Here is a 26,805-nt window from a genome sequence, read left to right as displayed (position 1 = left end):
GACCGGGCTGTTCGTGGTCGGCAACACGGCGTCCGCGCTCGCCCCGAACTTCGGCCTGCTCTTCGCCGCCCGATTCCTGGCCGGACTGCCGCACGGCGCACTGTTCGGCGTGGGCGCCGTCGTCGCCTCCAGGCTGGTGGCCGCCGACCGCGCCGCACGCGCCGTCTCCCGGGTCTTCCTGGGCCTCACCATCGCGAACATCATCGGCGTCCCCGCCGGCACGGCCCTCGGCCAGCACCTGGGCTGGCGCTACGCCTACTGCGCGGTCGCCGTCATCGGGCTGGTGGCGCTGGCCGCGCTCGCCCTCCTCGTGCCGCACCAGCCGCGCGGACCGCAGGCGGGCATCCGCCAGGAACTGCGGGCGATGGGCAACCGGCAGGTCTTCATCGGGCTGGCGACCGCCGTCGTCGGGTTCGGCGGCTTCTTCGCCGTCTACAGCTACCTGGTCCCCATGCTGACCCACCTGACCGGCATCTCCGACTCGTCCACCACCCTGGTCCTCGCCCTCTACGGCGTCGGCATGACCGTCGGCACCCTGGTGGCCGGTCCGCTCACCGACCGCGCCCTGCGCCCGACCCTCTACGCCGGGATCGTGCTGCTGGCCGCCGCGCTGGTGACCTTCTACTTCACCGTCCACAGCACGGTTCCCGCCCTGGTGACGGTCACCTTCATCGGCGCGATGAGCGCGCTCATCACCACGCCCGTCCAGATGCTGCTGATGATCAACGCGAAGGACGCCCCGACGATGGCCGCGGCCTCCAACCACTCCGCGTTCAACATGGCCAACGCGGCCGGCGCCTGGCTGGGCGGCCTCGTCATCTCGGCGGGCTGGGGCTGGGCCGCGCCCAACCTGGTCGGCGCCGCGCTCGCCATGGCCGGCCTTGCCCTGGCCGTCACCGGCGGCGTCCTGGACCGGGGCGGCCGCCCTTCGAAGGTGGTCACCTCCCAGGGCGCCCCGGAGGCGGCGGCGGACGCCGGGCCCGCGGCCGCCGCGGCCCCCGCGGCAGAGACGTCCGACCGCCACCACGGCTGACCCCACGCCCGGGAGGGCCGACCGCAACCGCGGCTGGCCCCCGCGCCCGGGAGGGCCGACCGCAACCGCGGCTGGCCCCCGCGCCTGGGAGGGCCGACCGCAACCGCGGCTGGCCTCGCGCCTGGGAGGGCCGACCGCAACCGCGGCTGGCCCCCGGCCGGGACGGCCGACCGGAAACGCGGCCGGCCTGGCCCGAGACGGCCGAGCCGCCTCCTGCGCACCGCCAGCCCCCGGGACGGCGCCCCACCCGGCACGGGCGCCCCGAGCTGACCTCGGGGCGCGGGGCGGCTTCTGCCCCGAGGCGCGCGGCAGCCGTCGCGCGGTCTTCTGACGGCCCCGCGCGTCGGGTCAGACGGCCGGGGCGAAGTAGTGGCCCTTGTCCAGGTCCTCCAGCAGCCCCGGGTGCGACGGACGCCAGTCCAGCAGTTCACGGGTGGCCGCGCTGGAGGCCGGGCTGTCCAGGCCGATGAAGCCGCCGAGCCAGGTGAAGTGCTCGGCCGCGTCGGCGGGCGCCACGGAGGCGACCGGTACCCCGAGATGGCGGCCGATCACCTCGGCGACGTCACGGATCGCGACGCCCTCCTCGCCTGCTCCGTGCAGCACCGAACCCGCCGGCGCCTTCTCCACGGCCAGCCGGAACAACCGCCCGATGTCGAGCCGGTGCGCGGCGGGCCACCGGTTGGCGCCGTCGCCGACGTATCCGGAGACACCACGCTGCCGGGCGATGCCGATCAGCGACGCCATGAACCCCTGGTCGCCCTCGCCGTGGCAGGTGGGAGCGAGCCGCACCACCGAGGAACGCACGCCGCGCGAGGCCAGTTCCCGTGTCGCCAGGGCGGTGGCCTGCCGCACCGAGAACGCCGAGTCGTCGACCGTGGGCATGTCCTGCTCGGTGGCCGTCCGGCCGGGAGCGATGCCGAGCAGGCCGGAGGCGAGCACGAAGGGCCGGTCGGAGCCGGCCAGTACCTCGCCGAACGCGTCCACGGCCCGGCGGTCCGCGTCGGCGGCCCCGCGGAAGTCACCGCTGAAAGCGATGTCGTGCTTGAAGGCGAGGTGGATCACGCCGTCCGAGGCGGCGGCGGCCTCGCGCAGCACGTCCAGGTCGTCGACGGTGCCGCGCACGACGTCCGCCCCCGCCGTGGTGAGTGCGGCGGCGGAGGCGTCCGAGCGGGCCAGTCCGGCGACCTGGTGGCCCGCGTCGAGAAGTTCGGGCACGACGGCCGAGCCGAGCCAGCCGGACGCGCCGGTCACGAAGACACGCATGGGAGAACCCCTGACTATCGATGACAGTGACTGACATCGACAGTAGCACTCGATGTCAGTCACTGTCATCGCGTAGGATTCGGCCATGGGAAGATGGGAGCCGAACGCGCGCGAGCGCCTGGCGGCGGCGGCGTTGCAGCTCTACAGCGAGCAGGGGTACGAGCAGACGACCGTGGCCCAGATCGCCCGGCAGGCGGGTCTGACCGAACGCACCTTCTTCCGGCACTACGCCGACAAGCGCGAGGTGCTCTTCGCCGGCTCCCCGCTCCAGGAGCTGTTCGTGGCCGCCGTCGCGCAGGCCCCGTCGTCCGCGCCGCTGCTCGACGTGCTCGGCGCCGGGCTCGACGCGGCCTCGGACATGTTCAGGGGGCGCCACGAGTACGCGCTGCGCCGGCAGGCCGTGGTCGCCGCCCACCCGGAGCTCCGGGAGCGCGAGCTGATCAAGCTCGCCTCGCTGGCGGCCGCTCTCGGCGACGCCCTGCGGGACCGAGGCGTGCCGGAGCCGGCCGCGGCCCTGGCCGCGGAGACCTGCGTCGCCGTCTTCAAGGTCGGTTTCGAGCAATGGATCACGGCCGCAGAGGAGACCGACATGGCCTCACTGATGCGCGACCTGCTGGACGAGCTCGGCAGGGTGACCGCACAGGGCTGACGGCCACCGGCCCGGTGACGCCGAGGCGGGCGGAGACGGTCCCGACACCGGCGGCACCGTCACCGCGGAGATGGCGTCGGCGAGGCTGCCGTGAGGACCGGGCCGGTCCGGCCGACGATCGTAGCCTCAAGGAGTTCTGCCGCGCCGTCGGCGCGAGGGCCCCACCCGGTCCCGGCCGTCCCGCAGGTGCCTCGGCATGCCCTTCCCTCAGTGACCTCGGCATGGCCTTCCCGCACGCAGTGGCGCACCCCGCTGCGCCTCCCTCACGCCTCGCGCTGCTCGCGGGCCGACCCCGGTGACGGCGGTGGCCCGCGCCTGACTGGGCGTCGGCCCGCGCCTTCGCGACGCCCTCCGCCGGACCTTCGGCCACACCCGGGGCTCCCGTCCCCAGTGGACTGAGGGGGGACCGCCCTCAGGCGCCGGCCGGTTCCGGTTCGCCCGCCCTGCGGGGCTCGCGGGCGGCCGGTGTGGCGAAGGCGGCCGCCACGACCAGGACGAGCACCAGGATCAGCGCGTTGCGCAGCCCGAAGTGCTCGCCGAGATAACCGAGGGCGGGCGGGCCGACCAGGAAGGCGACGTAGCCGACGGTCGCGGCGAGCGCGACGCGAGCGGCGGAGTCGGCACCGGAGTCACCCGCCGCGGAGAGCGCGACGGGGAATCCGAGCGAGGCCCCGAGACCCCACAGGACCGCGGCGGCGGCCGCGACCGCCTGGTTGTCGACGAAGATCACGAGGGCCAGTCCGGCGGCCCCCACGAGCGCGCTCCCGCACAGTGCCGCCGCCCGGCCGAACCGGTCGACGAACCGCCCGCCGACGAAGCGGCCCACGGTCATCGCGGCGGCGAACACCGCGTACACGGCCGAGCCCAGCGCGGCGTCGAAGCCGTGACCGTCCACCATGACCAGCGGCAGCCAGTCGTTCGCGGTGCCCTCGGCCATGGCGAGCGCGAGGATGACACAGCCGATGAGCAGCAGCGCGGGATCCCGCCACACCGCGGCACGCGGCGTCCCCGGTGCCCGGCGTCCGGTGGCGGCCTGCCGGCCCACCTCGGTGGGCACGCGCCGGATGACCAGGGCGAGCGCGGCCAGCACCACCGCGGCGACGACGAGCAGGTGGACGAGGACCGGGAAGCCGACCGCGGTCAGGAACATGCCGGCGACCGCGCCGAGCACGGTGCCCAGACTGAAGAAGCCGTGCATGGCGGGCAGCGTCGAGCGGCCGAGCAGCCGCTCGACCTCGGCGCCCTCGACGTTGAGGGCCACCTCACCGCCGCCCATGCCCAGGCCGAACAGCCCGAGGCCCACCGCGACGCAGGCCCCCGAACCGACGGCTGCCCCCGTCCCGACCACCGCGGCACCGGCGGCGACGGCCGAGGTGCCGGCCAGGACGACCAGCCGGGCTCCCCAGCGGGCCACGACCCTGCCCGAGCACAGGATGCCGAGCATCGAGCCGACCGAGAGCCCGAAAAGGATCAGGCCCATCTGCGCCGTGGAGGCGCCGAGCAGGTCGCGTACGTCCGGGGTGCGGGTGACCCAGGAGGAGATGGTCAGTCCGGGCGCGAAGAACAGCACGAAGACGGCGGTGCGCCGCCGCGCGAGGTCACGAGGCATGAGCGGTGGCTCCAGCGGGATCCGTACGAGTCCGTACGAGCGTACCCAGCCGTTTGTACATCTGTACACACTTGCCGCTGCGCAAGCCATGGCACATTGAGGGCGTGAGCGGCACACGACGCGAGATCCCGAACGACCCCGGACGCAAGGAGCGGATCCTCGACGCAGCCCTGGACGTGATCTCCGAGTGCGGCGTGCACAGCACCACCCACCGGAAGATCGCGGCACGGGCGGACGTTTCGCTGGGCTCGCTCACCTACTACTTCGACGGCATGGCGGACCTGCTCGCCCAGGCCTTCGCCCGGCTGTCGGACACCATGTCCCGGTTCTACCGGCAGACACTGCAGTCGGCCGCCTCCACGGCCGAGGCCGAGGCGGCCGTCGTCGAGCTGATCTGTGGTCCGTCCTACGCCACGGCACGCGACATGACCCTCATCTTCGAGATGTACGCCTACGCCAACCACAGCGAGGCGGTGTCGGCGACGCTGCGCACCTGGCTCGAACGCAGCAGGGACAGCCTCGCCCTGCACTTCACGCCCGGGGTGTCCCGCGCCCTCGACGCGCTCATCGAGGGCTGGCCGATGCACCGCGCCTTCTCCGACGGCCCCCTTGACCGCCGACTGGTCACCGAGACCGTCCACGCGATCGTCGCCGCCGGACCACGTCTGTCCACCGACACCGCCGGGCCGTGACGACCACGCGCTGCCCGAAAGGATGAACGTCCCGGCCGGACGGCGTGTCGCACCCCGCGCACCCGGCACCCTTCGAGTCGCCGAGGCATATGCGCGAACCAGGGGGCAGACGTGGCACGAGGGCAGGAGCGAACCCCGTTACGGCACCGGGCGCGGTACCTGTTCGACCGGACGCTCGCCCGCAGCACGGGAACACTGCTCGGCTGGCTCGCCCTGTGCTGTCTGGCGGTCGTCCTGCCCGTCAGCACCCTTCTGGTGTGGACGGACCCCACCGCGCCGCGCTCCTTCGCCGGTCGGTTCACCCAGGTGTGGCGCACCAGCGCGGAGACGCTCCGGCTCGGAGCGGTGGCCGGCACCCCGGCGCGGATGCTGCTGTCCGTGCTGCTCGGTCTCATCGCCCTGTTGTGCGTGTCGACGGTCGTAGGAGTGGTAACCACCGGACTCGGCGACCGGCTCACCGAACTCCGGCGGGGCCGCTCGCGAGTGCTGGAGCGCGACCACGACGTGGTGCTCGGCTGGACCGACCAGATCTTCACGGTGGTCTCCGAACTGGTCGCCGGCCGGGCCGGAGCCGGCCGGTCCCGGCGAGGGCGCTCCGCCGGCGGCCGGCACGTCATCACCGTGCTGGCCGACCGGGACCCCGCCCACATGGACTCCGCGCTCACGGCCGCCCTCGACGTCACCGACCGCGTCCGGCTCGTCTGCCGCACCGGCGTGCCCACCGACCCCGACGCCCTGACCCTCGTCACCCCCGACGCGGCCAGAGCGGTGGTGGTGCTGCCCGCCGACGACTCCGACGGCGATCTCACCGTCGTACGGACCCTGCTGGCGCTGCGCACCCTGCTCGGCACCGACGACGCACGGAGTGCTCCGCGGGTCGTCGCCGCCGTGCGCGACGGCCGGTACGTGCCCGCGGCACGGCTCGCCGCCGGACCGCGCGGAACCATCCTGGAGACCGACCTGACCGCGGCGCGGCTCCTGGTCCAGGCGGCGCGGTGCCCCGGGATGCCCACGGCACTGCGTGATCTGCTCGACTTCTCGGGGGCCGAGTTCCATGTGACCGACGTCCCGGAAGCGGTGGGACTCTCCTACGAGGAGGTGGCACTGCGCCTGGAGGCGTCCTGTGCCGTCGGGCTGCTGCGCCCGGACGGCCGCCCGCTGCTCACACCCGCGCCGGGCACCGTCCTGGAACCGGGGGACCGCCTGGTCACCGTCGCCCACGACGACCGGACCACCCCGCTCACGGACCGCTGGGCACGGGTCGACACCACGGCGCTCGCGCCGTCCGCACCCGAGCCGGAGCCACCCGCACGCCTGTTGCTGCTCGGGTGGAACCGCCGTGCCCCGATGGTCGTGGACGCCCTGCGCAGGACCGCACGGCCGGGCTCGGTCCTCGACGTGGTCACCGACGCGGCGTCCGATGCCGCCGGACCCGGATCCCCCTGGTCACGGAACCGTGCAGGGGAGGCGCCGCTCACCGTCACGCACCACACCCGCGACCTGGCCGCCCCCGACGCCCTGGACGGCTTCGACCTGTCCGCCTACGACAGCGTCGTAGCGCTGGGCGCGGACGCGGAGAAGGGGCCCGAACGACGCGACGAGCGCACCTTGTTGGCGCTGCTCACCCTGCGCTCCTGGGAGGAGCGGACGGGCCGGGTGCTACCTGTGGTGGCCGAGCTGCGCGACCACCGCAGCCGGACCGTCGCTCCGCTCGGCCCCGCCTCGCACGCCCTCGTCCACGGTGAACTCACCGCCCTGCTCATGGCGCAGATCGTGCACAACCCGCAACTGGCCGCCGTCTTCGAAGAGATCTTCGCCAGACGGGGTGGAGCACTCGCCCTGCGCCCCGCCGCCCACTACGTACTGCCCGGTCGCGAGGCGGCGTTCGCCACGGTGGTCGCGGCCGCGCTGGACCGCGGCGAGAGTGCGATCGGCTACCACGCGCACGACCCGCACCGGGCCCGTCCGCACGACGGCGTCCTGCTCTGCCCCGGCACGTCGGAACGTCGCGTGTGGCATGCCGAGGACCAGGTCCTGGTGCTGACGGCGGGCCCGGGCCGCCACGGCGGCGCGGACGACGCCACCGACGCCCCGCCCCCCGCCCTGCCCGCCCAGAGACCGGAACGGGTCGAGGAGTCGACTGAGGGCTCGTGAGGAGGGGGCGGTCCGAGGGGTCGGTCCGAGGGGTCGGTCCGAGGGGTCGGAACGAAGGGTCCGACGGATGCGGTAGTATTGATCACGAGCTGGTCGCCGTGAAATCCCGGCGTCCGGTGTCGCGTTGGTGGTCCAAGGAAAGACGCCCCGCTTCCTGCGGGGAAATGCAGGTGCAAGGCCTGCCCGGCGCTCGATGGAAGGGCCCGTCCGCAAGCGGACGGGCCCTTCGCGTTGCCCTCGTCCGTGCCCCGACCTGCCCTGTAGCAACCGCTTTCCACGAGTCCGCGGGCCGCCGTGCACGATGCCCGCCGCCGTCGGCCGATGCGTTTGCGGCCGGGGTGCGAGAAGGTAGGGAAGGGAACGGGGTCCGTCGCGTCCTCCGGAGAGGGGCAGTCATGACCGGGTCGGAAGCCGAGGCCGAGCGGGAGATCTTCGGCCACATCACGGAGATGATCAGCGAGGAGAAGGATCTGCGGGAGCGTCTGGCGCGGCAGGAGATCGACGAGCCGACCGAGCACGCCCGACTGGCCCGCCTGGAGACCGAGCTGGACCGGTGCTGGGACCTGCTCCGGCAGCGCCGCGCCAGGGTCGAGGCGGGACAGGACCCCGGCGAGGCGAACGTCCGCCCCGCCTCGGAGGTGGAGGGCTACCTGTCCTGAGGGGCGCGTCCGGCCGGGGGCTGGACGCGTGGCGTTCCGGCCTCGATCGTGGGCGGTATGAACGATCACCGCACGGCCTCGGCCGACGCTGCCCGGCGCACTCCCGTGAGCGATGGTGCCCCGGGGGCGGAGGCCGCCGAGATCCGCCGCTTCCGGGAGCGGCTCGGCCTTCCGGCACTGATCGACGTCCACACGCACTTCATGCCCGAGCGCGTCCTGCACAAGGTCTGGAACTACTTCGACACCAACGGCCCGCTGGTCGGCGGCCTCGAGTGGCCGATCACCTACCGCAAGGCGGAGGAGGAACGGGCCGCGCTGCTCAGGGAGTTCGGCGTCCGTGCCTTCACCTCGATGCTCTACCCGCACAAGCCCTCCATGGCGACCTGGCTGAACGCCTGGGCCGCCGACTTCGCCGGCCGCACCCCGGACTGCCTGCACACGGCGACGCTCTTCCCCGAGCCCGGTGTGGAGACCTACGTGCGCGAGGCCGTCGAAGCGGGCGCCCGGGTGTTCAAGGCGCACGTCCAGGTGGGCGCGTACGACCCGGACGACGAACTCCTCGACGCGGCCTGGGCGGTGCTGGCCGACGCCGGGATCCCCGTGGTGATCCACTGCGGCTCGGGCCCCGCGCCCGGCAAGCACACCGGGCCCGCGCCGATCGCACGGGTGCTGGCGAGGCATCCGCGGCTGCGGCTGATCGTCGCGCATCTGGGGATGCCCGAGTACGAGGAGTTCCTCGGCCTCGCGGAACGGTACGAGGAGGTGCGCCTGGACACCACGATGGCGTTCACCGACTTCACCGAACGGTTCATGCCCTTCCCGCCCCGAGCCCTGCCCAGGATCGCCGCCCTGGGCGACCGCGTCCTGCTCGGCTCCGACTTCCCCAACATCCCCTATCCGTATCTGCACCAGCTGCACGCGCTTGAGCGCCTGGACCTGGGGCCGGAGTGGCTGCGCGCGGTGTGCCACGACAACGCGGCACGTCTCTTCGGGTTGTGAGCGGGCGTCAGGGCCCCGGAGCCGACGGGCCCGCCGTCACGACCCGACGAAGGTCACCGTCTCCGCCGTGTCCGCCCGGTCCGTGCGCACGTGAGGCCCACCTGCCTGCGCGAAGCCCACCGCCACCCCGCAGACGTCGCGGGCACCCCTCGGAAGGGCCCTAGGGAAGTTCCACGTCGATGAAGCTGCGCAGCACCGCGCGCAGGTGCTCCGGCATGTCGATCAGGTCCGGGCTGAGCAGCCACTGGACCTGAAGACCGTCGATGAACGCGATCAGGTCCGCCGCCAGCCGCGACGCGTCGACGTGCGGGCGCAGCAGCCCGCGCCGTGCCAGGTCGTCGACGGCCGACTGCATTTCGGCGCGGGTCCGTGCGTAGCGTTCGACGAAGTACGGGCGTGCCGGGTGGTCCGTCGCGGTGGCCTCGCTGGACAGCACCGCGAACAGGCTCACGATGAGGGGGTTGGCCTGGTTGTGCGCGACGAGCCTGAGCATGCCGGCGAAGTACGCCAGGCCGTCCTGGCTGAGCGCTCCCGACTCCAGGAAGTGCTCCCCGTCCTGGCGGTCGCGTTCCTCCAGGACCGCCGCCAGCAGCGACTCCTTGGTCGGGAAGTGGTGCAGCAGCCCCGCACGTGAGACACCGCAGGCGGCGGCGAGCTGGACCATGCTCGCGTTGCGGTAGCCCACCTGCCCGAAGGCGGCGAGCGCGGCCTCGATGATCTGGGCGCGCCGGCGTTCCCCCTTGGGGTAGTTCCGTGGGGCAGCCCCCGGTCGTGCCGTCTCCCTTGCCATGGACGAGATGCTAACGACCCCTAGAAACCATCAGCCCTGTCGGTATCCTGTTCCCGGCCGTCCGCCATGAGAGGAGTTCCCTTTGTCGACACCACAGTTGTCGGTTCAGCTCTACTCCGTACGTCAGGCCCTGGAAGCCGACGAAGACGCCGCCCTCGGCCGACTGGCCGCCCTGGGACTGACCAACGTCGAGGCCTTCGGCTTCGTGCACCGCGCCGGCGAACTCGCCGACGCGCTCGCCCGGCACGGCCTGACCGCGCGGACCGGACACGCCGGTTTCCTGTCGCCGGACGACGCCTCTGCGTCCGACCTCGACGACACGTTCCGGGCCGCCCGGCGGCTGGGTGTGGAGATCCTCTTCGACCCGTTCGTGCCCGCCTCCCGGTGGGCCGACGAGGAGGAGATCGCCCGCACCGCCGCCCTGTTGAACGAGGCCGCGGAACGCGCCGCCGGGCACGGGCTGCGGGTCGGCTACCACAACCACTCCCAGGAGTTCGTGCACACCGTGGGCGGCGTCACCGCCTTCGACCGCTTCGCGGACCTCCTGAACCCCGAAGTCGCCCTGGAGGTCGACCTGTTCTGGGCCGCGGCCGGCGGCAACGACGTCGTCGCCCTCCTCGGCCGGCTGGGTCCCCGGGTCCGCGCCCTGCACATCAAGGACGGCCCCGTCATCGACGACCCGTTCACCTCGGGCGCACCCTTCGACCCCGCGGACACCCGCCAGGTGGCGGCGGGCCGAGGGCAGATCCCGCTGGCCGCCGCGCTGGACGCGGCTCCCCACGCCGAGTTCGCCGTCATCGAGTTCGACCACTACGACGGCGACGTCTTCGAGGGCATCGCGACGGGCGTCTCCTACCTGAACGGGAAGGGCATCGCCTGATGACGGCACACCGTCCGGTCGGCGTCGGGCTCATCGGCGCCGGCAACATCAGCGACCAGTACCTGACCAGCCTCACCCGCTTCCCCGACCTGCGCGTGACGGTCGTCGGCGACCTCGACACCGCCCGCGCCGAGAGCCAGGCCCGCAGGTACGGCGTCGCGGAGTGGGGAACGGCCGAGGACGTCCTCGCACACCCGGACACAGAGATCATCGTCAACCTGACCGTGCCCGCAGCGCACGCCGAGGTGAGTTCCGCGATCCTCGCCGCGGGCAGGCACGTCTGGTCCGAGAAGCCCATCGCGGTGGACCGGGCCGACGCCCGCGCCCTGCTCGACCAGGCGGCCGCGGCCGGCCTGCGGGTCGGAGTCGCCCCCGACACGATCCTCGGGCCCGGCCTCCAGACCGCCCTGCGGGCCGTCGCCCGCGGCGACATCGGCACCCCGCTGTCCGCGCAGACCGTCATGCAGTACGCGGGCCCCGACCAGTGGCACCCGAACCCCGAGTTCCTGTTCGCCAAGGGCGCCGGCCCCCTCTTCGACATGGGGCCCTACTACCTCACCGCCCTCGTCTGCCTGTTCGGCTCGGTCTCCCGGGTCGCCGCCCTCGGCTCGACCGCGCGCACGGTCCGTACGGTGCGCAGCGGGGAGCGCGCGGGCACCGAGTTCACCGTCGGCGTGCCCACCCATGTCGCCGCGCTCACCCAGTTCGAGGGCGGCGGCGTCGGCCAGAGCGTGTTCAGCTTCGACTCCCCGCTCACCCGCACCGGGTTCGTCGAGATCACCGGCTCCGAGGGCACACTGGTGCTGCCCGACCCCAACACCTTCGGCGGCGAGGTCAGGATCACGCGGGTGCCGCAGGGGGGCCGGGACCCGCAGTGGTCGACCGTCCCGCTCGTCGGGGTCGAGGGCGGCCGCGGCCTCGGTGTCCTGGACATGGCACGGGCGATCCGCGGGGGACACCCGCACATCGCCAGCGGGGACCTCGGATACCACGTCCTCGACACCATGATGTCCATCGACGATGCCGTCACGTCCGGCGAGACGGTCCACCTCGACAGCGCGGCCCCCGAGATACCGCTCGTCCCCGAGGACCGCGACCCCTACGGAGTCACCCTGTGACCGACCAAAGGCCCGCCGGCTCCCCGGACCCCGCGGCCCACTCCGACGCGATGCGGCCGCGTCCGCTCCCCGCCGCCCCGCTGCGCGCCGGGTTCATCGGTGGTGGCTTCATGGCGGCCGTGCACACCCGGGCGAGCCGGGCCGCCGGCGCGCACCTGGCCGCTCTCGCGAGTTCCACGCCCGAGCGTGGCGAGCGGGCCGCACGGGACCTCGGTGTGGAGCGGCCCGAGGCCGACGCCCGTAGCCTCGCCGCGGCCGGCGACCTCGACATCGTCCACGTGTGCAGCCCCAACCGCCTGCACACCGAGCACACGCTGGCGGCGCTGGCCGCGGGTGCCCACGTCATCTGCGAGAAACCCCTGGCGACCACGGTGACGGACGCCGAAGCACTGGTCCGGGCCGCCCGCGAGGCCGGCCGGGTCGCCGCGGTCCCCTTCGTGTACCGCTACCACCCGATGGCACGCCAGGCCCGTGCCCTCGTGGCGGACGGACGGCTCGGCACCGTCCTCACCCTGGACGCCGCCTACCTCCAGGACTGGCTCCTGGACCCCGGCGACACCAACTGGCGCGCCGACCCGCAGGCCGGCGGCGCCTCCCGGGCCTTCGCCGACATCGGCTCCCACCTGTGCGACCTGGTGGAGTTCGTCTCCGGACAGCGCATCCACCGCCTCGCCGCCCGCACCCGCACCGTCTTCGGCCGGCGAGGCGACACCGAGGTCACCAACGAGGACACCGCCGCGCTCCTCGTCGAACTCGGCGACGGAGCGCTCGGCACCCTGCTCGTCAGCCAACTGGCCCCCGGCCGCAAGAACAGCCTCACCCTCGAACTCCACGGCACCCGCCGGAGCGTGCGCTTCGAACAGGAACGCCCCGAGGAACTGTGGATCGGCAGCCGCGAGGGATCGCAGCTCCTCCTGCGCGACCCCGCGGGCGCGGCCCCCGACTCCGCCCGCCTGTCGGTGCTGCCGCCCGGACACGCCCTGGGCTACCAGGACGCCTTCACGGCGTTCGTCACCGACGTGCACAGCGCCGTACGGGGCGAACACCCCGAAGGGCTGCCGACGTTCGCCGACGGACTGCGTGCCGCCCGCCTCACCGAGGCCGTCCTGGCCTCCGCAGCCGGGCGCGGTGCCTGGATCGAGACCGCCCCCGAGACGGAGGACCCCGCATGACCGCAGCCACCCACCCCGTCACCCTGTTCACCGGACAGTGGGCCGACCTCCCCTTCGAGGAGGTCGCCCGGCTCGCCGCCCAGTGGGGCTACGACGGACTGGAGATCGCCGCCTCGGGAGACCACCTGGACCTCCGGCGCGCCGACGAGGACGACGCCTACGCGGCCTCCCGCCTGGAGATCCTCGACCGGCACGGCCTCACGGTCCACGCCATCTCCAACCACCTCGCGGGCCAGGCGGTCTGCGACGCCCCCATCGACTTCCGGCACCAGGCCATCCTGCGGCCCTACGTATGGGGCGACGGCGACCCGGAAGGGGTCAGGCAGCGCGCCGCCGAGGACATGAAGCGGGCGGCGCGGGTGGCCCGCAAACTCGGCGTGGACACCGTCGTCGGCTTCACGGGCTCCGCCATCTGGCCCTACGTCGCCATGTTCCCGCCGGTCCCCGCCGCCGTCATCGACGCGGGCTACGAGGACTTCGCCACCCGCTGGAACCCGATCCTCGACGTGTTCGACGCGGAGGGCGTGCGCTTCGCCCACGAGGTCCACCCCGGCGAGATCGCCTACGACTACTGGACCAGCGTCCGCACCCTGGAGGCGATCGGCCACCGCGAGGCCTTCGGCTTCAACTGGGACCCCAGCCACATGATGTGGCAGAACATCGACCCGGTCGCCTTCATCACCGACTTCAAGGACCGCATCTACCACGTCGACTGCAAGGACACCCGGCTGCGCCCGCGCAACGGCCGCGCCGGGGTCCTCGGCTCGCACCAGCCGTGGGGCGACCCGCGCCGGGGCTGGGACTTCGTCTCCACCGGCCACGGCGACGTCCCCTGGGAGGACGCCTTCCGCGCCCTGGAGTCCATCGGTTACACCGGTCCCGTCTCGATCGAATGGGAGGACGCCGGCATGGACCGCCTGCACGGCGCCGCCGAGGCGGTGACCTTCGTCCGGTCGCTGCTGTGGCCCACCCCGAAGGCGTCCTTCGACGCGGCCTTCAGCAACCAGTGACGGTCGCGCCGGGCGCCCCGGTCCCCGCAGTTCGAAGCTCGGCGGCTCGGCGGAGCTAGGACGAGGGGCCCGGGGGAGTGCCGGTGAGGAGGTGGTGTTCGTGGGCCTCGTAGCGGCTGCGTTCGCGGTCGGTGGCCCGCCGGCCGGACAGCACGGTGGTGAGCCAGCCGGCGAGGAAGCCCGCGGGTACGGAGACGAGGGCCGGCGTGTTGTAGGGGAACCAGGCGAAGTCCGCTTCGGGGAACGCGGACAGCGGTGTCCCGGAGACCAGGGTGGTGCCCGGGGTCAGGGCCAGGACGCTCAGGGAGCCCACCACGAGGGTGGCGAGCAGCGCCCTGCGGGTGTAGCGGCGCCAGAAGAGGCTGTAGAGGAGCGCGGGGGCGATCGCGGACGCCCCGAGGGTGAAGGAGACCGTCGCCAGCGGCTGGAGGCTGCGGTGCTGGGCGAGGACGGCCAGTACGACGGTGGGGACCCCCACGAGCAGGGCGCTGCCCCGGGCGATGGCGAGTTCCCTGGGTGGCGCCGGGGGTGTGGCCCGGGACGCGGTCAGGTCGTGGGCGAGGGTGTTGGCGCAGGCGAGGGTCATGCTCGCGACCGAGGCGAGCAGGGTGAGGAAGACGGCGGTGGTGACGGTGGCGAACAGCAGGCTCTCCGGCCGTGACAGCGTCGTCCCGAACGCGGCGCGGGCACCCAGCAAGTAGGCGGTCGTGCCGTGCGCGTCGGCGGCGGCGATGCGGTCGTGACCGACAAGGGCGGTCGCTCCGGTGCAGATCAGCGTGAGCATCAGGATGAACAGGGTCACCGAGGAGACCGCCCAGGACATCGCCCGGCGGACCTGGCGCGGGGTGCCCGCGGTGTACATCCGCATGGTGACGTGGGGCAGGCAGGCACCGCCCAGCACCACGGCGCACTGGGTGCTGGCCATGTCGAGCGCGGGATGCGGACTGCTGGAGTACTGCAGGCCCCAGGTCAGGTAGGCGGGCCCGGCCCCGCTGTGCCGGGCCGCCGCGTGGAACAGCGCCTGCGGCTGCCAGTGGAACATCCGCAGCAGCAGGAAGCTCACGACCAGCCCGGAGCCGAGCAGGGCCACGGTCTTGAAGATCTGGACCAGCGCGGTGCCGGGCATCCCGCCCAGCGCCGCGTAACTGATCATGAGGACGCCGGCCCCGGCCACGCACGCCTCCTTCATGGCCGGGTCGTCGAACCCGAGGACGTACGCCAGGAGTTCACCGACCCCGGCGAGCTGGACGACCATCATCGGCACGAGCGCGGCGAGCGTGACCAGACAGGCCGTCACGCGTACCGAGCGCGCCGGGTGGCGATGGGCCAGCGCGTCGCCCATGGTGTAACGGCCGGTGTTGTGCAGGGGTTCGGCCAGCAGGAACATCAGCAACAGCAGGGACAGCAGGGCGCTGAGGGCCAGGACGATCCCGTCGTAGCCGCACAGGGCGATGATCCCTCCGATGGTGAGGACGGTGGCGGCGGAGATGTAGTCACCGGCGACGGCCAGCCCGTTGCGCAGCGGCGACAGGGACCGGTAACCGGTGTAGAACTCGGCGAGGTCGTCCGCCTCCGGACCGGTGAGCACGCACAGCAGCAGGGTGAGCGCGACGACCGAGCAGAACGCGACGAGGGACCAGGACTGGGCGGGACCGCTGAACCCGGTCACGGCGCCTGCTCCCCGTCCGGTGCGGACACCCGCGCCTGACGGCGGGCCCGGCGCGCGAGGGGATCGACGAACCTGCGGGCCGCGGCTTCGTGCAGGAGGACGGCCAGCCAGGTGACGGGGATCTGGGCCAGGGCCAGGACCAGCCCGGTCGGCAGGTCGCCGGGGCCGGGACGGGCCATCAGGGACGGGGCCTTGACGGTCAGGGTGAGGAAGACGACGAAGTAGCCGAGAGCGGTGATGGTCGCCACCCGTCGGTGCCACCGGTACGCACGCCGCAGCAGGCGCAGTGTGCGGTGGGCGCCGGAGCGCGGACTGCGCGCGAGGACGCCGACCGGATCCCGGCCGTCCGACCAACTGGGCAGCGGACGGTCGTACGAGGACTGGGCCGCGGGTAACTCGGGGACGTCGTGAGACATTTCGGCACCTCCTGCTGGGGGCCCGGGTCCGGTGTGCGACGGACCGCGTGCGGGGGACAGGGTGGCGCCGGTCGTCCGGGACGCGGCATCTCGCGCGTCGACGTGGGGTGAGCAGGGCGCCATGGTCCCCGGCGCGGGCGCGGTCCGCCAGAGGTACGACCCGGCTCGCGGCGGGCGATCCACGGCACGCGGACCTGACCGTGGGATCTTCGGCGCGGGGTGATGAAGCATTATGGGAGCGCGGGGTGGCGCGAATCATTCGGAAAGTGCGCCGTCGCACACCTGGGGAACCCGGGCACCCAGCGGGCCGCAGCCGCGGGGCGATTCTTGATCCATGCTTTACGCGCCACGCGGAACCCGGACCCGTGCCGACGGAGTCCCACAGAAAGTGGGGGCCTTCGGGACCGTAGAGCGAAAAGAGCGAGCAGAGTGAGGCAGGGCGTGGGACGGCGCACGGGCGGCATAGGAATCGCACTCGTCACAGTCGCGATGCTGGTGGGCGTGAGCGCCTGCGGCGGGGGCAGCGACAACGCGGGCGGACAGGACGCGAAGGCGTCGCAGAAGCCGAGCGCGAGCGCCTCGCCCTCGCCCACGAAGCCGGCGGGACCGCCGATGCTGCTGGAGACGATCACTCCGCAGACCGGCACCACGGTCGGCGTGGCCATGCCGATCTCGGTGATCTTCACCAACCCGGTGGCGGAGAAGGCGCGGGCGACCGTCGAGAAGCACATGAAGGTGAGCGCCTCGCAGGCGGTGGAGGGCGCCTGGCACTGGATGGGCGACAGGCGTGCCGACTGGCGGCCGAAGACCTACTGGCCGTCCGGGACGAAGGTGCGCATCGACGCCGACATGACGGGCGTCGGCAACGGCAACGGGCGCTACGGCGTGCACAACTACACGCACACCTTCACGATCGGTGACGACGTCCGTGCCGACGTCTCGGTGACCGGCCACACCATGAAGGTGACCCGCAACGGCCGGACGCTGCGCACTCTGTCGATCAACGCGGGCAGCGCCCAGTACCCGACGTGGGACGGCACGATGGCCGTCATCGACAAGCAGGAGAAGGTCCACATGACCTCCTGCAGCGTCGGCATCAGCTGTGACAAGGGCAGCCCCAACTACTACGACCTGACGCTGCCCTGGGACGTCCACCTGACCCAGTCCGGCACCTACGTGCACTACTCGACCGGCGACCCCTACCCGGGCAGCGGCAGCGCACGAGGCTCGCACGGCTGCGTCCACCTGTCCATGTCGGACGCCAAGTGGTTCTACGGCCAGGTCAAGCAGGGCGACCCCGTCACGATCACCGGCTCCCCCCGCGGCAAGGCGCCGGCCGACAACGGCTACGCCGACTTCAACGTGGACTGGTCCCAGTGGCTCGCGGGCAGCGCCTCCGGCGCGGGAACCACCGCGACCCTCTGAACCACCCCCAGGGGGCCGGCACCGACCGGCTGCCCCCTGACACACCGGAACACCACCGGGGCGGGCCGCCATCACACACGGACCCGCCCCGCCATCACACACGGACCCGCCCCGCCCGCCACGCCCCCGACACCAGCCCCGGCGCCGTCGCCCTCGCCCTCCCGCAGCGCGCCGCCGGCTCGCCGTGCCGCCGCGCTCGCGTGCCACCCTGCCTGTGTGCCGCGCTGCCGCGGTCACTGTGCTGCCCTGCCGCCGCGCTCGCGTGCCGCCGGGCTCGCCATGGTGTGGTCGGCGTGGCCGTGTCGTGCCTGTTCGGCGCCGTCCGTCGGTGCGCGGGGCGTGGCGTACAGCGCGCACCGGGCACCCGTTCGGCGTAGCGTGTGGGTGCGTGGCGGTTCGCCGGGCGTGCGGCCTGGACGTCTGCCGGGCCACCGGCCCGTGTCCTGCACCCGAGAAGTCAGGAGCGCACCATGGCTACACCTGTCCGTCGGCGCGCGGGCCGCCGCTCCGCTGCCCGGCTGCGGCATACCGCCGTCGGTCTCGCCACCACCCTGCTCGCCACCGGCGCGTGCACCGTGCCTGCCGCCGGCGAGGCCGTCCACCGCGTGCCCGACGCGGAGAACGGGGCCTCGACGAGGGCCGTCGCGTCGCGGGCGGCGGCCACGGCGGCCACCAGTTGCGTCGACAAGGTCTACGCGGGCATGACCGACGCGCAGCGGGTCGGCCAGCTCTTCATGGGCGGCGTCGCCGCCAACGCCCCCAGCGCCACGGACCTGCGCACCCTGCGCACCTACCACGTGGGCTCGGTCATGCTGACCGGCCGCAGCTCCGCCGGCACCGCGGCCACGAAGAAGATCGTCGACGGCATCCGCAAGCAGGCGGACACGGTCGGCGGGCGCCAGGTCGGGATGATCGTGTCGACCGATCAGGAGGGCGGCCAGGTCCAGGTCCTCAACGGCCCCGGCTTCTCCGTCATCCCCAACGCCCTGACCCAGGGCACGTGGAGCACGACGACACTGCGCGGCCGCGCCACCACCTGGGCCAAGCAGCTCAAGGCGGCGGGGCTCGATCTGGACCTCGCGCCGGTCGCCGACGTGGTGCCGGCGTCCCTCGGGACGCGCAACGCCCCCATCGGCCGCTACCACCGCGAATTCGGTCACACCCCCGCCGTCGTCACCTCGCACAGCGGCGCCTTCGCCGCGGGCTTCCGGGACGCCGGCGTCATGACCACCTTCAAGCACTTCCCGGGGCTGGGCCAGGTCATCGGCAACACCGACACCACGGCGAACGTCGTCGACTCGGTCACCACGACCTCCAGCGCGAGCCTCACGCCGTTCCGCAGTGGGATCGCGGCCGGTGCGCCGTTCGTGATGATCTCCTCGGCGAAGTACACCAAGATCGATCCGGCGCACCTGGCCGTGTTCTCCCCGACCGTCATCGACAAGCTCCTGCGCACCCGGTTCGGCTTCAAGGGCGTCGTCATATCCGACGACATCGGCCAGGCCGTCGCGGTACGCGCGTACCCCGCGGGTCAGCGCGCGGTGGACTTCGTCGCCGCGGGCGGCGACATGGTCCTCACCGTCAAGCCGTCGACCGTCCCGGCGATGGCGCAGGCGGTGCAGTCCCGGATGACGACGGACGCCGCCTTCCGCGCCAAGGTCGCGGCCGCCGTGCACCGCATCCTGACGGCCAAGGCGAACGCGGGACGGCTCAGCTGCGGCTGAACACCGGGTCGGGTACGCCCCCGGGTCAGCGCCGGCCGCCGTACCTCCAGCCCGTGCCGATGCCCGCGACGTGCAGAGCCAGGGCCGTCAGCCCCAGCAGCATCACGTTCGTGGACGTGAACACGTCGTTGGTGCCGATGTTCGCCGCGTTGATCAGGAAGGCGATGAAGAACAGGGCCGCCCCCACCAGACCGAGCATGATCAGTCTCCTCTCAGTAGCCTGCATCCCGTCTGCCCGCACATCACCTTCACAAGCCCGGCACCGCCGGGCGGGGGTGACAGTCCCGGAGGCCGGTGAAACCATGCAGGAGCCGAGGAAGGGTGGCGAACCGTGGTGCCGGATGTCCGCGCGTCCCTGGGCGCGATGCTCTTCCGCCGGGTGGCGGGCCCCGACGGACCGGCGGTCCGCGCCCGCATCCACGAGACCCCGGGCCCGCGCTGGTTCACTCCCGGGCGTCCGATCCGCGTCGTGCACGGCGACGCGTCGATGTTCGTCGGCGGACTCGGCGCCCTCCTCCTGCAGTCCCTGCACCCCCTCGCGATGGCCGCCGTCGCCGCGCACTCCGGTTACCGCGGGGACCCCTGGGGCCGGCTGCAACGCACCAGCGCCTTCCTCGCGGTGACCACCTACGGCGTGGCCGACGACGCCCAGGCGGCGGTCGACCAGGTGCGGGGCATCCATGAGAAGGTCCGCGGGAGCACGCCGGAGGGGGAGCCGTACCACGCGGCCGACCCCCGGCTGCTCGGCTGGGTGCACGCGGCCGAGACGGAGTGCTTCCTGCGCGCGCACGAGCGCTACGGCTCCGGCCCGCTGGACCCGGCCGGGTACGACGCCTACGTCGCCGACACCGCGAGGGTGGCGGAGGCACTCGGAGTGAGCGATCCGCCGCGCGACCGCCGGGCCCTGGCCGCACGGCTGGCCGCCTACCGGCCCGAGCTCAGGGCCACCCCGGAGGCCCGTGCCGCGGCACGCTTCCTGCTCCTGGAACCGCCGCTGCCGCTGCCGGTCCGTCCGCTGTACGGCGTCCTGGCCGCCAACGCCGTGACCTTGCTGCCCTCCTGGGCCCGGACGCTGCTGCGGCTGCCGCGGCTCGCGGTCGTGGAGGACATCACGGTCCGCCCGGCCGGCCACCTGCTCACCCGCACCATCCGCTGGGCCATGAAACCGCCTCCGGGCGCCGCCTGACGGGGGCACGGGTGGAACCCGGCCACGCACCTGTTCACTCACGTGAGTGAACCCCGGGGGCCCGCCAGGGCGGTCTTCCCCGAGGAGGCGCCGGGAACCCCGGCCACCGGGCACAACCCCGTCTGCGCGTCCCACGTCGGCTCGCCCACCAGGATGGGGGCATGGCGTGGACGGCGTGGGACGAGGAAACCTCTTTCATCGGCCGGGCGGCGGAACTCGGCGTGATCGGTGCGGCGATGCGGGAGAGCCGGCTGGTCACCCTCAGCGGTGCGGGAGGCGTGGGCAAGACCCGGCTCGCCCGGCGGATCGTGACCTCGCGGGGAGCGACCGAGGACGGAGTCGGATGGGCGGACCTGTCGTCCCTGCGCAACGCGGAACTCCTCGCGGCGACCGTCGCGGGCGCGCTCGGGCTGTCCGACCACACCGCGCGGCTCCCGGCGGAAGCGATCTGCGCGTGGGTCGGCGACCGCGCCACCCTGCTGGTCCTCGACTCCTGCGAACACCTGCCCGCCGAGTGCCGGGACCTGGTGGGCGACCTGCTGACGGCCTGTCCGAACCTGAGAGTCCTCGCCACCAGCAGGGAGCCGCTGCGGGTCCGCGCCGAGAGGGTGGTCGAGATCGAGCCGCTCAGCTCCGTGCGGGAGGCGGTGGCCCTGTTCGCCGACCGCGCCGCGGCGGCGGGCAGCCCGCTCATGGACGACGCCGACCACCGCACGGCCGCCCGCCTGTGCGACCAACTCGAGCGGCTGCCGCTGGCATTGGAGCTCGCGGCCGCACAGTTGCGCAGCTTGTCGCTGGCGCGGCTGTGTGCGGGCCCGTACGCGGCGGTGGACCTGCCCGCGGCACCGGCGCGGGCCAGGCCGCCCCGGCACGCGGCCCTGCGCACCACGATCGGCTGGAGCCACGAGCTGTGCGCCCCGCTGGAACGGCTGCTGTGGGCACGGCTGTCGTTCCTGCCCGGCTCCTTCGACGCCGAGACGGCGAGGCAGCTGGCCGGTGGCGGGCCGCTGCCGCCGGACCGGGTCGCACCGACGCTCGCCGCGCTGTGCGACAAGTCCGTGGTCGTCCGCAAGGACGGCAGGTACCGCATGCTGGACGCCGTCCGGGAGTACGGGCGGATGTGGCTGGCCGAACTGGGCGGCGAGCGGGAGACGGCACAGCGGCATGCCGAGTACGTCCTCGCCCGCACCCGGCAGGCCCACCGGGAGTGGTTCGGCCCAGCCCAGCGCGGCTGGTACCGGCGGATCTGGCTCCTGCACGCGGACATCCGGCTGGCGGCCGACCATCTCCTGGCGACCGACCGGGCCGCGGCGCTGGAGCTGATCGGCAACGTCACCTTCTTCTGGGTCTGCTCCGGCTACCTGTACGAGGCCCGCCAGTACCTGCAGAAGGCCATCGCACCGTCCACCGCGCCGTCCACCGCGCCGCCCTCCGCGCCGCCGGACGGGACATGGGTGCGGGGCCTGTGGAGCCTGGGCCTGACCCTCACGTTGCAGGGCGAGCACCGGGCGGCGCACGAGACGGCCGCCGCGTGCCGGGGCGCCGCCACGGCCGCCCTGGACGCGGAAGGGCTGGGCCGGGTCGCCTATCTGGAGGGTTTGCTGCACCTGCTGGAAGGGCGTCCCCTCGCCGCGGCGAGCGGCGTCGAGACGCTGAAGTCCGGCTCCGGAGCACCCTTGCCGCGGCGGCCGACCGCCGCGGCGGCGCTGGGCCGGCTGGTCCACGTCTTCGGCCTCACCGGCTCCGGCCGGCTGGACCGTGCCCGGCAGGAGGCGCTCGAACTGCGCGACGTCTGCGCGGCCCTGGACGAACACTGGACCCGTTCCTACGCGGAACACCAACTGGCCCTCATCGCCCACCTCGAAGGGCGCGCCGAACACGCCGTGGGCCACGCGCGGGCCGCCCTCGACGCCAAGCGGCACATCGGGGACGCCTTCGGGATCGCCATGGTCATGGATCTCCTCGCCATCGCCCTGGCCGACACCGGGGACGAACCCGCGGCCGCCTACGCCTTCGGCGCGGCGGCCCGCTTCTGGGACTCGGTCGGTCACCCGCAACGGGGCACGCCGGAGATCGCGGCGCTGCGCGACGAGTGCGAGGACAGGCTCGTACGCAGCCTGGGCAGGAGCCGGTACGAGCGGACCTTCGACCGGGCGACCGCCGACGACGCACGCGCTCTCGTGGCCTGGGGAGCGGACGGCGGACCCGTCCCGGGCGAGTGAGGCCCGGCGCGGCCCCTCGGCAGGGTCCGTGTCGGCTGTTGTGTCAGGTTCCATTCAAAGAGTTGTCCAAATGACGTACGGTCCTGGCCGGTTGTGATCGGGTCTCCCCGAAGGCTGAATCAAGGCCCTTTCGGGAGGATCCGGTGTCAGCACCAACCCGCAAGAGACGATGGCTCACGATCTGTGCCATCACCGCTTCCGCCGCACTCGTCACGACACCCGCGGGTGCCGCGTCCGGCAGCGGCAAGACCACTTTCGGAGCACGCACCCTCGCTCGACTCGCCGCCGAGCGCGCGCAGCCGGTCGGTACCGTCAGCCCCAAGGTGAAGGCCGAGGACGACGACGGCGGCAACGAAGCGGACGAGATCGCCGAGGGCGCGGACCAGTACGCCGAGGCCCGCACCTCACCCGGCATCGTCGCACCCGGCGCGTACGGCGCCGCGTGGAATGCCCTGACCGACCTGCCGGGCACCGGCGGCAGGTGGCACAACATCACCGACCTGCCGTACAACTCCGACGACTCCCGCTACCGGGACATCGACTCCAACTCCAGTGGGGGCTCCGGCAACGTCACCGGCCGCATGGCCGCGATGGCCGCGGACGACGACGGTTACGTCTACGCGGGCAGCGCCGGCGGCGGCGTATGGCGGTCCGGGCGGGGCGGCGGGCACTGGAAGCCCATCAGCGACAACCTCCCGTCGCAGTCCACCGGCGCGCTCGCGCTCGACGGCGCGGGGCGGCTGTGGCTGGGCACCGGCGAGGCGACCACCAACGCGGACGCCTACCTGGGCAGCGGCGTCTACGTCCTGTCCGACCCGCACCACGGCACCTTCTCCACCCGCGGCCGGGTCGGCGGCGACGAACTGGAGTCCACCACCATCCACGAACTCCGGTTCGGCGGCGGCAAGGTGTGGGCGGCCACCAGCGAGGGCGTGTGGAGCCACTCCACGAAGACCCTCAAGGGCGCGTGGAAACTCGAGTTCGCCCCCAACCCGGACTACCTCCCGGGCGGTTCGCTGGCGAGCGACCCCTCGGCCGCGTACAAGAACATCGCCAACGACATCGCGATCGACCCCAAGGACCCCTCGAAGGTGATCCTCGCGGTCGGCTGGCGCAGCGGCGACGACTACAACGGCTTCTACACCAAGGGCGCCGACGGCACCTGGACCCGTATCAGCAGCGGCTTCGGTGATCTGCCGACCGACGCGGACAACGTCGGCAACGTCACCTTCGCCCGTTCCGCCGACGGCTCCCGCTACTACGCCATCGACCAGTCGCCGGAGCAGCTGAACACCAACCCGGACAGCGGCCTGGAGGGCATCTACAGCGCCGCCTCGCCGTTCGGCCCCTGGACGAGGATCGCCGACTACAAGGGCCTGGCCGCCGACGGCTCGGCGCTGACCACCAGCGGCTACATGCCGGGCGTGCAGGCCTGGTACAACCAGTTCCTGACCGTCGACCCGAGCGACCCGAAGCACGTGTACGCGGGGCTCGAGGAGGTCTACGAGACCAAGGACGGCGGCGCCACCTGGTCGACCGTCGGCCCCTACTGGAACTTCACCTTCTCCTGCTGGTCCATCGACCCGTCCAAGCAGACCGGCGACTGCAACCAGACCACCCACTCCGACCAGCACGGCGTCGCCATCGGCCGCTACCACGGCAAGAGCTTCGTCTACGTCGGCAACGACGGCGGCGCCTACCGGCGCCCCGTCGACGGCACCCAGGACGCCGCCGGCCACGCCACCGACTGGACCTCGCTCAACGACGGCACCATCGACACCCTCCAGTACTACTCGGTCGGCATCGGCAAGGACCTGACCCACGGCGGCGTCTCCGTCACCGGCGGCCTCCAGGACAACGGCCAGTCCATCCTCCGCGGCGACGACACGGTGATGGGCTCCAACTTCGGCGGCGACGGCGGCGACACCCTCACCGACCCGGCCAACGGCTGCAACCTGGCTGAGGAGTACGTCTATCTCGCCATCCAGATCACCCAGAACTGCGCCGTGAACGACGGCAGCTGGACCACCGACGCCACCAAGGCCACCTCGTACAACGTCGCCCCGGCCGACAACGCCACCAGCGAGGCCCGCTTCATCGCCCCGCTCGCCGCGGACCTGAAGAACGCGTCGACGTGGATCGCCGGCGGCCGGCACATCTGGGTGCAGACCCACGGCTACGCCATCCGCAGCGGCACCGAGTGGAAGAGCGTGTACGACCTCGGCGCCGGGCGCACCGCGACCGCCGTGGCCGCCTCGGGCGGCAAGGTCTACGCGGCCTGGTGCGGCCCCTGCAACAACCAGGGCTTCGCCCGCGGCATCTCCGTCGGCAACGCGGACGGCACCGGCTGGCACGACATCACCCTGCCGGTGGACGGCACCGTACCCAACCGCTATCTCAGCGGCTTCGCCGTCGACCCGAAGAACGCCGACCACGTCTTCCTCGCCGTCAACGGCTTCTCCCGGCACTGGACGGAGGGCCCCGGCGCGGGCGTCGGCCACGTCTTCGAGTCCACCGACGGCGGCACCACCTGGAAGGACGTCTCCGCGAACCTTCCCGACGTGCCGGCCAACTCCGCGGTCGTCACCGCGAACGGCGGCCTCGCCGTCGCCACCGACCTCGGCGTCGTCTACCGCGCCCCGGGCCGCACCGGGTGGCAGCGCGTCGGCAGCCTTCCGGCCGTCGCCGTGCTCCAGCTCAAGCTGAGCCCCGACGGCGGCACGCTGTACGCGGCCACGCACGGCCGCGGCATCTACACCGTCAAGGTGCGTGACTGCCGCTGACACCCGCCCTGCGGTCGAATGTCTGCGGTGGAACGAGGGGTGGTCCCGGTCTTCCGGGGTCACCCCTCCCGCGCGTACGGGACGACGGTCACGTCCAGCGTGTATGCGACCCGTGCCGCACCCGCCACGTCCGGTGCCTTCGCCAGCGCGGTGACGGCGGCGCCGCCGCCCCGGGTGCCGGCGGACCGCAGCGAGGCATGCGCGGTGCCGTCCGCGTCCACCCGCCAACCCGACACCACGACGAGGGCCGGCGCGGAACTGCGCACGCCCGTCCACCGCCGGTCGTCCGTCCGGGGCCGCAGGACCAGGGAGACCACGGTCCCCGGCCGTACGCACAGCTGCCGCCGGACCGGACCACCCGCGACGACCGACACCTCCGCCCGCCCCGCGACACAGCCGGTGGCCGAAGGGCCCGCCGGACCGGGAGGAGCCGCCCGGGTCCCGCTCGCGGACGGGACCGCGGACGAGTCCGTCGCCGAGGAACTCGCCGAGGCACTCCCCGACGGCCTCGCGGAAGGGCTCCCGGACGGCCCCGCGGCGGGACTTCCCGACGGACCGCTCCCCGCGCCGTTCCCCACTGTCCCGCCACTGCCCGACGCGCTGCACGCGGCCAGGACGAACAACGCGACCACCGCACCCCCTCCGGCCCACCACCGCATCCCGCACCTCCCTGTTCCTGCTCGGGTGCCCACGAGCATGCTCCGCGCCGCACCCCGTCGCGAGCAAGCCGCACAAGGCGCCGGAGTCCACGGTCCGCCGGTCGTGTCCCAAGCCCGGGACAGTCGTTCCTCAGGGCATGAAGAGGATCATCACTGCCGCCGCGCTCGCCCTGACCGGCGTGGCTCTCGCCGCCCCCGCCCACGCGGACGGTACCGCCCCGGGCCCGTCCCGCGACCTGGCCACCAAGGTCGCGGACGCGTTGCCCAAGGCCGCGGTGGCCGGTCTCGACGCGGCCGCCAAGTCCATGGCCGGCGGCCTGCGGGACACACCCCGTACCAAGTAGGCCCGAAAACCGGGGCCGTCGGTACGCGGCGGCACCCGGGATGATTGTCTTGCCCTGGCCACTTCGACCCCGACCCGGCTCGGCCGCCAGGAGGACCCCTTCGCCATGAGCAGCGCCTACACCTACGAATACAAGGTCGTCACGTTCCGGGAGTCGCTGATCGGCGACGCGCTGGACAGCGACAAGCTGGAGAAGGTCCTCAACAAGCACGCGGAGGACGGCTGGGCGCTCAAGGCCATCACGTCCGCCGACGTGAAGGGCCGGATAGGCCCCGGCGCCGTGGAGGGCCTGCTGCTGACCTTCGAGCGTCCGCGCGCCTGAGGCGTCGTGGGGGTGCCGGCCCGGCCGG

The 26,805-nt window shown here is 73.1% G+C and carries 24 protein-coding genes; 17 read left to right on the top strand and 7 right to left on the bottom strand.

What is annotated here, in order from left to right:
• A partial coding sequence (locus AB0958_RS37985) for an MFS transporter (protein ID WP_366895052.1) occupies nucleotides 1-1,033 on the top strand: 1,033 nt, incomplete at its 5' end.
• 348 nt (nucleotides 1,034-1,381) lie between these two features.
• Here the strand turns inward: AB0958_RS37985 and AB0958_RS37980 are convergent.
• Nucleotides 1,382-2,296, bottom strand: coding sequence for an SDR family oxidoreductase (locus tag AB0958_RS37980; protein ID WP_366895051.1), 915 nt, complete (start codon nucleotides 2,294-2,296; stop codon nucleotides 1,382-1,384).
• A gap of 85 nt (nucleotides 2,297-2,381) precedes the next feature.
• Here AB0958_RS37980 and AB0958_RS37975 point away from each other — a divergent pair, with 85 nt between their 5' ends.
• A complete protein-coding gene (locus AB0958_RS37975) occupies nucleotides 2,382-2,945 on the top strand; it encodes a helix-turn-helix domain-containing protein (protein ID WP_366895050.1) in 564 nt (187 codons plus the stop codon).
• A gap of 412 nt (nucleotides 2,946-3,357) precedes the next feature.
• Here the strand turns inward: AB0958_RS37975 and AB0958_RS37970 are convergent, their stop codons facing one another.
• Complete coding sequence (locus AB0958_RS37970; RefSeq protein ID WP_366895049.1) at nucleotides 3,358-4,554, bottom strand: MFS transporter; 1,197 nt, start codon at nucleotides 4,552-4,554, stop codon at nucleotides 3,358-3,360.
• A 104-nt stretch (nucleotides 4,555-4,658) separates the two neighbouring features.
• Here AB0958_RS37970 and AB0958_RS37965 point away from each other — a divergent pair, with 104 nt between their 5' ends.
• The 4 genes from AB0958_RS37965 (at nucleotide 4,659) to AB0958_RS37950 (ending at nucleotide 9,058) form a co-directional block, all read left to right on the top strand.
• Nucleotides 4,659-5,246 (top strand): TetR family transcriptional regulator, encoded by a 588-nt coding sequence (locus AB0958_RS37965; protein ID WP_366895048.1) that lies wholly within the window; start codon nucleotides 4,659-4,661, stop codon nucleotides 5,244-5,246.
• 111 nt (nucleotides 5,247-5,357) lie between these two features.
• Nucleotides 5,358-7,400: an NAD-binding lipoprotein gene (locus AB0958_RS37960; protein WP_366895047.1), complete on the top strand. Its 2,043-nt coding sequence runs from the start codon at nucleotides 5,358-5,360 to the stop codon at nucleotides 7,398-7,400.
• 395 nt (nucleotides 7,401-7,795) lie between these two features.
• Complete coding sequence (locus AB0958_RS37955) at nucleotides 7,796-8,059, top strand: DUF2630 family protein (RefSeq protein WP_366895046.1); 264 nt, start codon at nucleotides 7,796-7,798, stop codon at nucleotides 8,057-8,059.
• Nucleotides 8,060-8,116: 57 nt separating this feature from the next.
• Complete coding sequence (locus AB0958_RS37950; protein ID WP_366895045.1) at nucleotides 8,117-9,058, top strand: amidohydrolase family protein; 942 nt, start codon at nucleotides 8,117-8,119, stop codon at nucleotides 9,056-9,058.
• 160 nt (nucleotides 9,059-9,218) lie between these two features.
• Here AB0958_RS37950 and AB0958_RS37945 read toward each other — a convergent pair whose 3' ends face one another.
• Nucleotides 9,219-9,848 carry a TetR/AcrR family transcriptional regulator gene (locus AB0958_RS37945; RefSeq protein ID WP_366895044.1) on the bottom strand — a complete coding sequence of 210 codons (630 nt, stop codon included), beginning with the start codon at nucleotides 9,846-9,848 and terminating at the stop codon, nucleotides 9,219-9,221.
• Nucleotides 9,849-9,930: 82 nt separating this feature from the next.
• On the opposite strand from AB0958_RS37945, the gene AB0958_RS37940 reads away from it, so the two are divergent.
• The 4 genes from AB0958_RS37940 to AB0958_RS37925 are packed head-to-tail and all read left to right on the top strand — an operon-like array spanning nucleotide 9,931 to nucleotide 14,028.
• Nucleotides 9,931-10,728, top strand: a complete 798-nt coding sequence (locus tag AB0958_RS37940) for a sugar phosphate isomerase/epimerase (RefSeq protein WP_366895043.1) — start codon at nucleotides 9,931-9,933, stop codon at nucleotides 10,726-10,728.
• Nucleotides 10,728-11,846, top strand: coding sequence for a Gfo/Idh/MocA family oxidoreductase (locus AB0958_RS37935; RefSeq protein ID WP_366895042.1), 1,119 nt, complete (start codon nucleotides 10,728-10,730; stop codon nucleotides 11,844-11,846). Before AB0958_RS37940 ends, AB0958_RS37935 begins: the two co-directional genes overlap by 1 nt.
• Entirely contained in the window at nucleotides 11,843-13,018 is a 1,176-nt protein-coding gene (locus tag AB0958_RS37930) for a Gfo/Idh/MocA family oxidoreductase (protein ID WP_366895041.1), read from the top strand. Before AB0958_RS37935 ends, AB0958_RS37930 begins: the two co-directional genes overlap by 4 nt.
• Nucleotides 13,015-14,028, top strand: coding sequence for a sugar phosphate isomerase/epimerase (locus AB0958_RS37925; protein WP_366895040.1), 1,014 nt, complete (start codon nucleotides 13,015-13,017; stop codon nucleotides 14,026-14,028). The genes AB0958_RS37930 and AB0958_RS37925 overlap by 4 nt, the downstream gene beginning before the upstream one ends.
• Before the next feature lie 55 nt (nucleotides 14,029-14,083).
• On the opposite strand, the gene AB0958_RS37920 is transcribed toward AB0958_RS37925, so the two are convergent.
• Together AB0958_RS37920 and AB0958_RS37915 are read right to left on the bottom strand one after the other, a co-directional pair.
• A complete protein-coding gene (locus AB0958_RS37920; RefSeq protein ID WP_366895039.1) occupies nucleotides 14,084-15,697 on the bottom strand; it encodes a cation acetate symporter in 1,614 nt (537 codons plus the stop codon).
• Nucleotides 15,694-16,113, bottom strand: coding sequence for a DUF485 domain-containing protein (locus tag AB0958_RS37915; protein WP_366895038.1), 420 nt, complete (start codon nucleotides 16,111-16,113; stop codon nucleotides 15,694-15,696). Before AB0958_RS37915 ends, AB0958_RS37920 begins: the two co-directional genes overlap by 4 nt.
• A gap of 489 nt (nucleotides 16,114-16,602) precedes the next feature.
• Between AB0958_RS37915 and AB0958_RS37910 the strand changes: the two genes are divergently transcribed.
• Nucleotides 16,603-17,538, top strand: coding sequence for a L,D-transpeptidase (locus tag AB0958_RS37910; RefSeq protein WP_366895054.1), 936 nt, complete (start codon nucleotides 16,603-16,605; stop codon nucleotides 17,536-17,538).
• Between the two features lie 470 nt (nucleotides 17,539-18,008).
• Nucleotides 18,009-19,262 carry a glycoside hydrolase family 3 N-terminal domain-containing protein gene (locus AB0958_RS37905; protein WP_366895037.1) on the top strand — a complete coding sequence of 418 codons (1,254 nt, stop codon included), beginning with the start codon at nucleotides 18,009-18,011 and terminating at the stop codon, nucleotides 19,260-19,262.
• A gap of 25 nt (nucleotides 19,263-19,287) precedes the next feature.
• Here AB0958_RS37905 and AB0958_RS37900 read toward each other — a convergent pair whose 3' ends face one another.
• The gene (locus AB0958_RS37900; protein WP_165939525.1) at nucleotides 19,288-19,461 is read right to left on the bottom strand and encodes a hypothetical protein; all 174 of its coding nucleotides are present in this window, start codon (nucleotides 19,459-19,461) and stop codon (nucleotides 19,288-19,290) included.
• 165 nt (nucleotides 19,462-19,626) lie between these two features.
• On the opposite strand from AB0958_RS37900, the gene AB0958_RS37895 reads away from it, so the two are divergent.
• From AB0958_RS37895 to AB0958_RS37885, 3 genes are all read left to right on the top strand, one after another.
• Nucleotides 19,627-20,448 (top strand): oxygenase MpaB family protein, encoded by an 822-nt coding sequence (locus tag AB0958_RS37895; RefSeq protein WP_366895053.1) that lies wholly within the window; start codon nucleotides 19,627-19,629, stop codon nucleotides 20,446-20,448.
• A gap of 161 nt (nucleotides 20,449-20,609) precedes the next feature.
• Nucleotides 20,610-22,670 (top strand): regulator, encoded by a 2,061-nt coding sequence (locus tag AB0958_RS37890; protein ID WP_366895036.1) that lies wholly within the window; start codon nucleotides 20,610-20,612, stop codon nucleotides 22,668-22,670.
• A gap of 143 nt (nucleotides 22,671-22,813) precedes the next feature.
• A complete protein-coding gene (locus tag AB0958_RS37885) occupies nucleotides 22,814-25,453 on the top strand; it encodes a glycosyl hydrolase (protein WP_366895035.1) in 2,640 nt (879 codons plus the stop codon).
• A 59-nt stretch (nucleotides 25,454-25,512) separates the two neighbouring features.
• On the opposite strand, the gene AB0958_RS37880 is transcribed toward AB0958_RS37885, so the two are convergent.
• Complete coding sequence (locus tag AB0958_RS37880) at nucleotides 25,513-25,827, bottom strand: acetyl-CoA synthetase (RefSeq protein WP_366895034.1); 315 nt, start codon at nucleotides 25,825-25,827, stop codon at nucleotides 25,513-25,515.
• Nucleotides 25,828-26,249: 422 nt separating this feature from the next.
• On the opposite strand from AB0958_RS37880, the gene AB0958_RS37875 reads away from it, so the two are divergent.
• Together AB0958_RS37875 and AB0958_RS37870 are read left to right on the top strand one after the other, a co-directional pair.
• The gene (locus AB0958_RS37875) at nucleotides 26,250-26,456 is read left to right on the top strand and encodes a hypothetical protein (protein WP_366895033.1); all 207 of its coding nucleotides are present in this window, start codon (nucleotides 26,250-26,252) and stop codon (nucleotides 26,454-26,456) included.
• A gap of 105 nt (nucleotides 26,457-26,561) precedes the next feature.
• Nucleotides 26,562-26,777 carry a DUF4177 domain-containing protein gene (locus AB0958_RS37870; protein WP_366895032.1) on the top strand — a complete coding sequence of 72 codons (216 nt, stop codon included), beginning with the start codon at nucleotides 26,562-26,564 and terminating at the stop codon, nucleotides 26,775-26,777.
• Nucleotides 26,778-26,805 lie beyond the last annotated feature (28 nt).

The sequence above is a fragment of the Streptomyces sp. NPDC006655 genome (genome assembly GCF_040703965.1).
Classification (GTDB): domain Bacteria; phylum Actinomycetota; class Actinomycetes; order Streptomycetales; family Streptomycetaceae; genus Streptomyces.
This window is presented reverse-complemented; position numbering and strand designations above follow the sequence as displayed.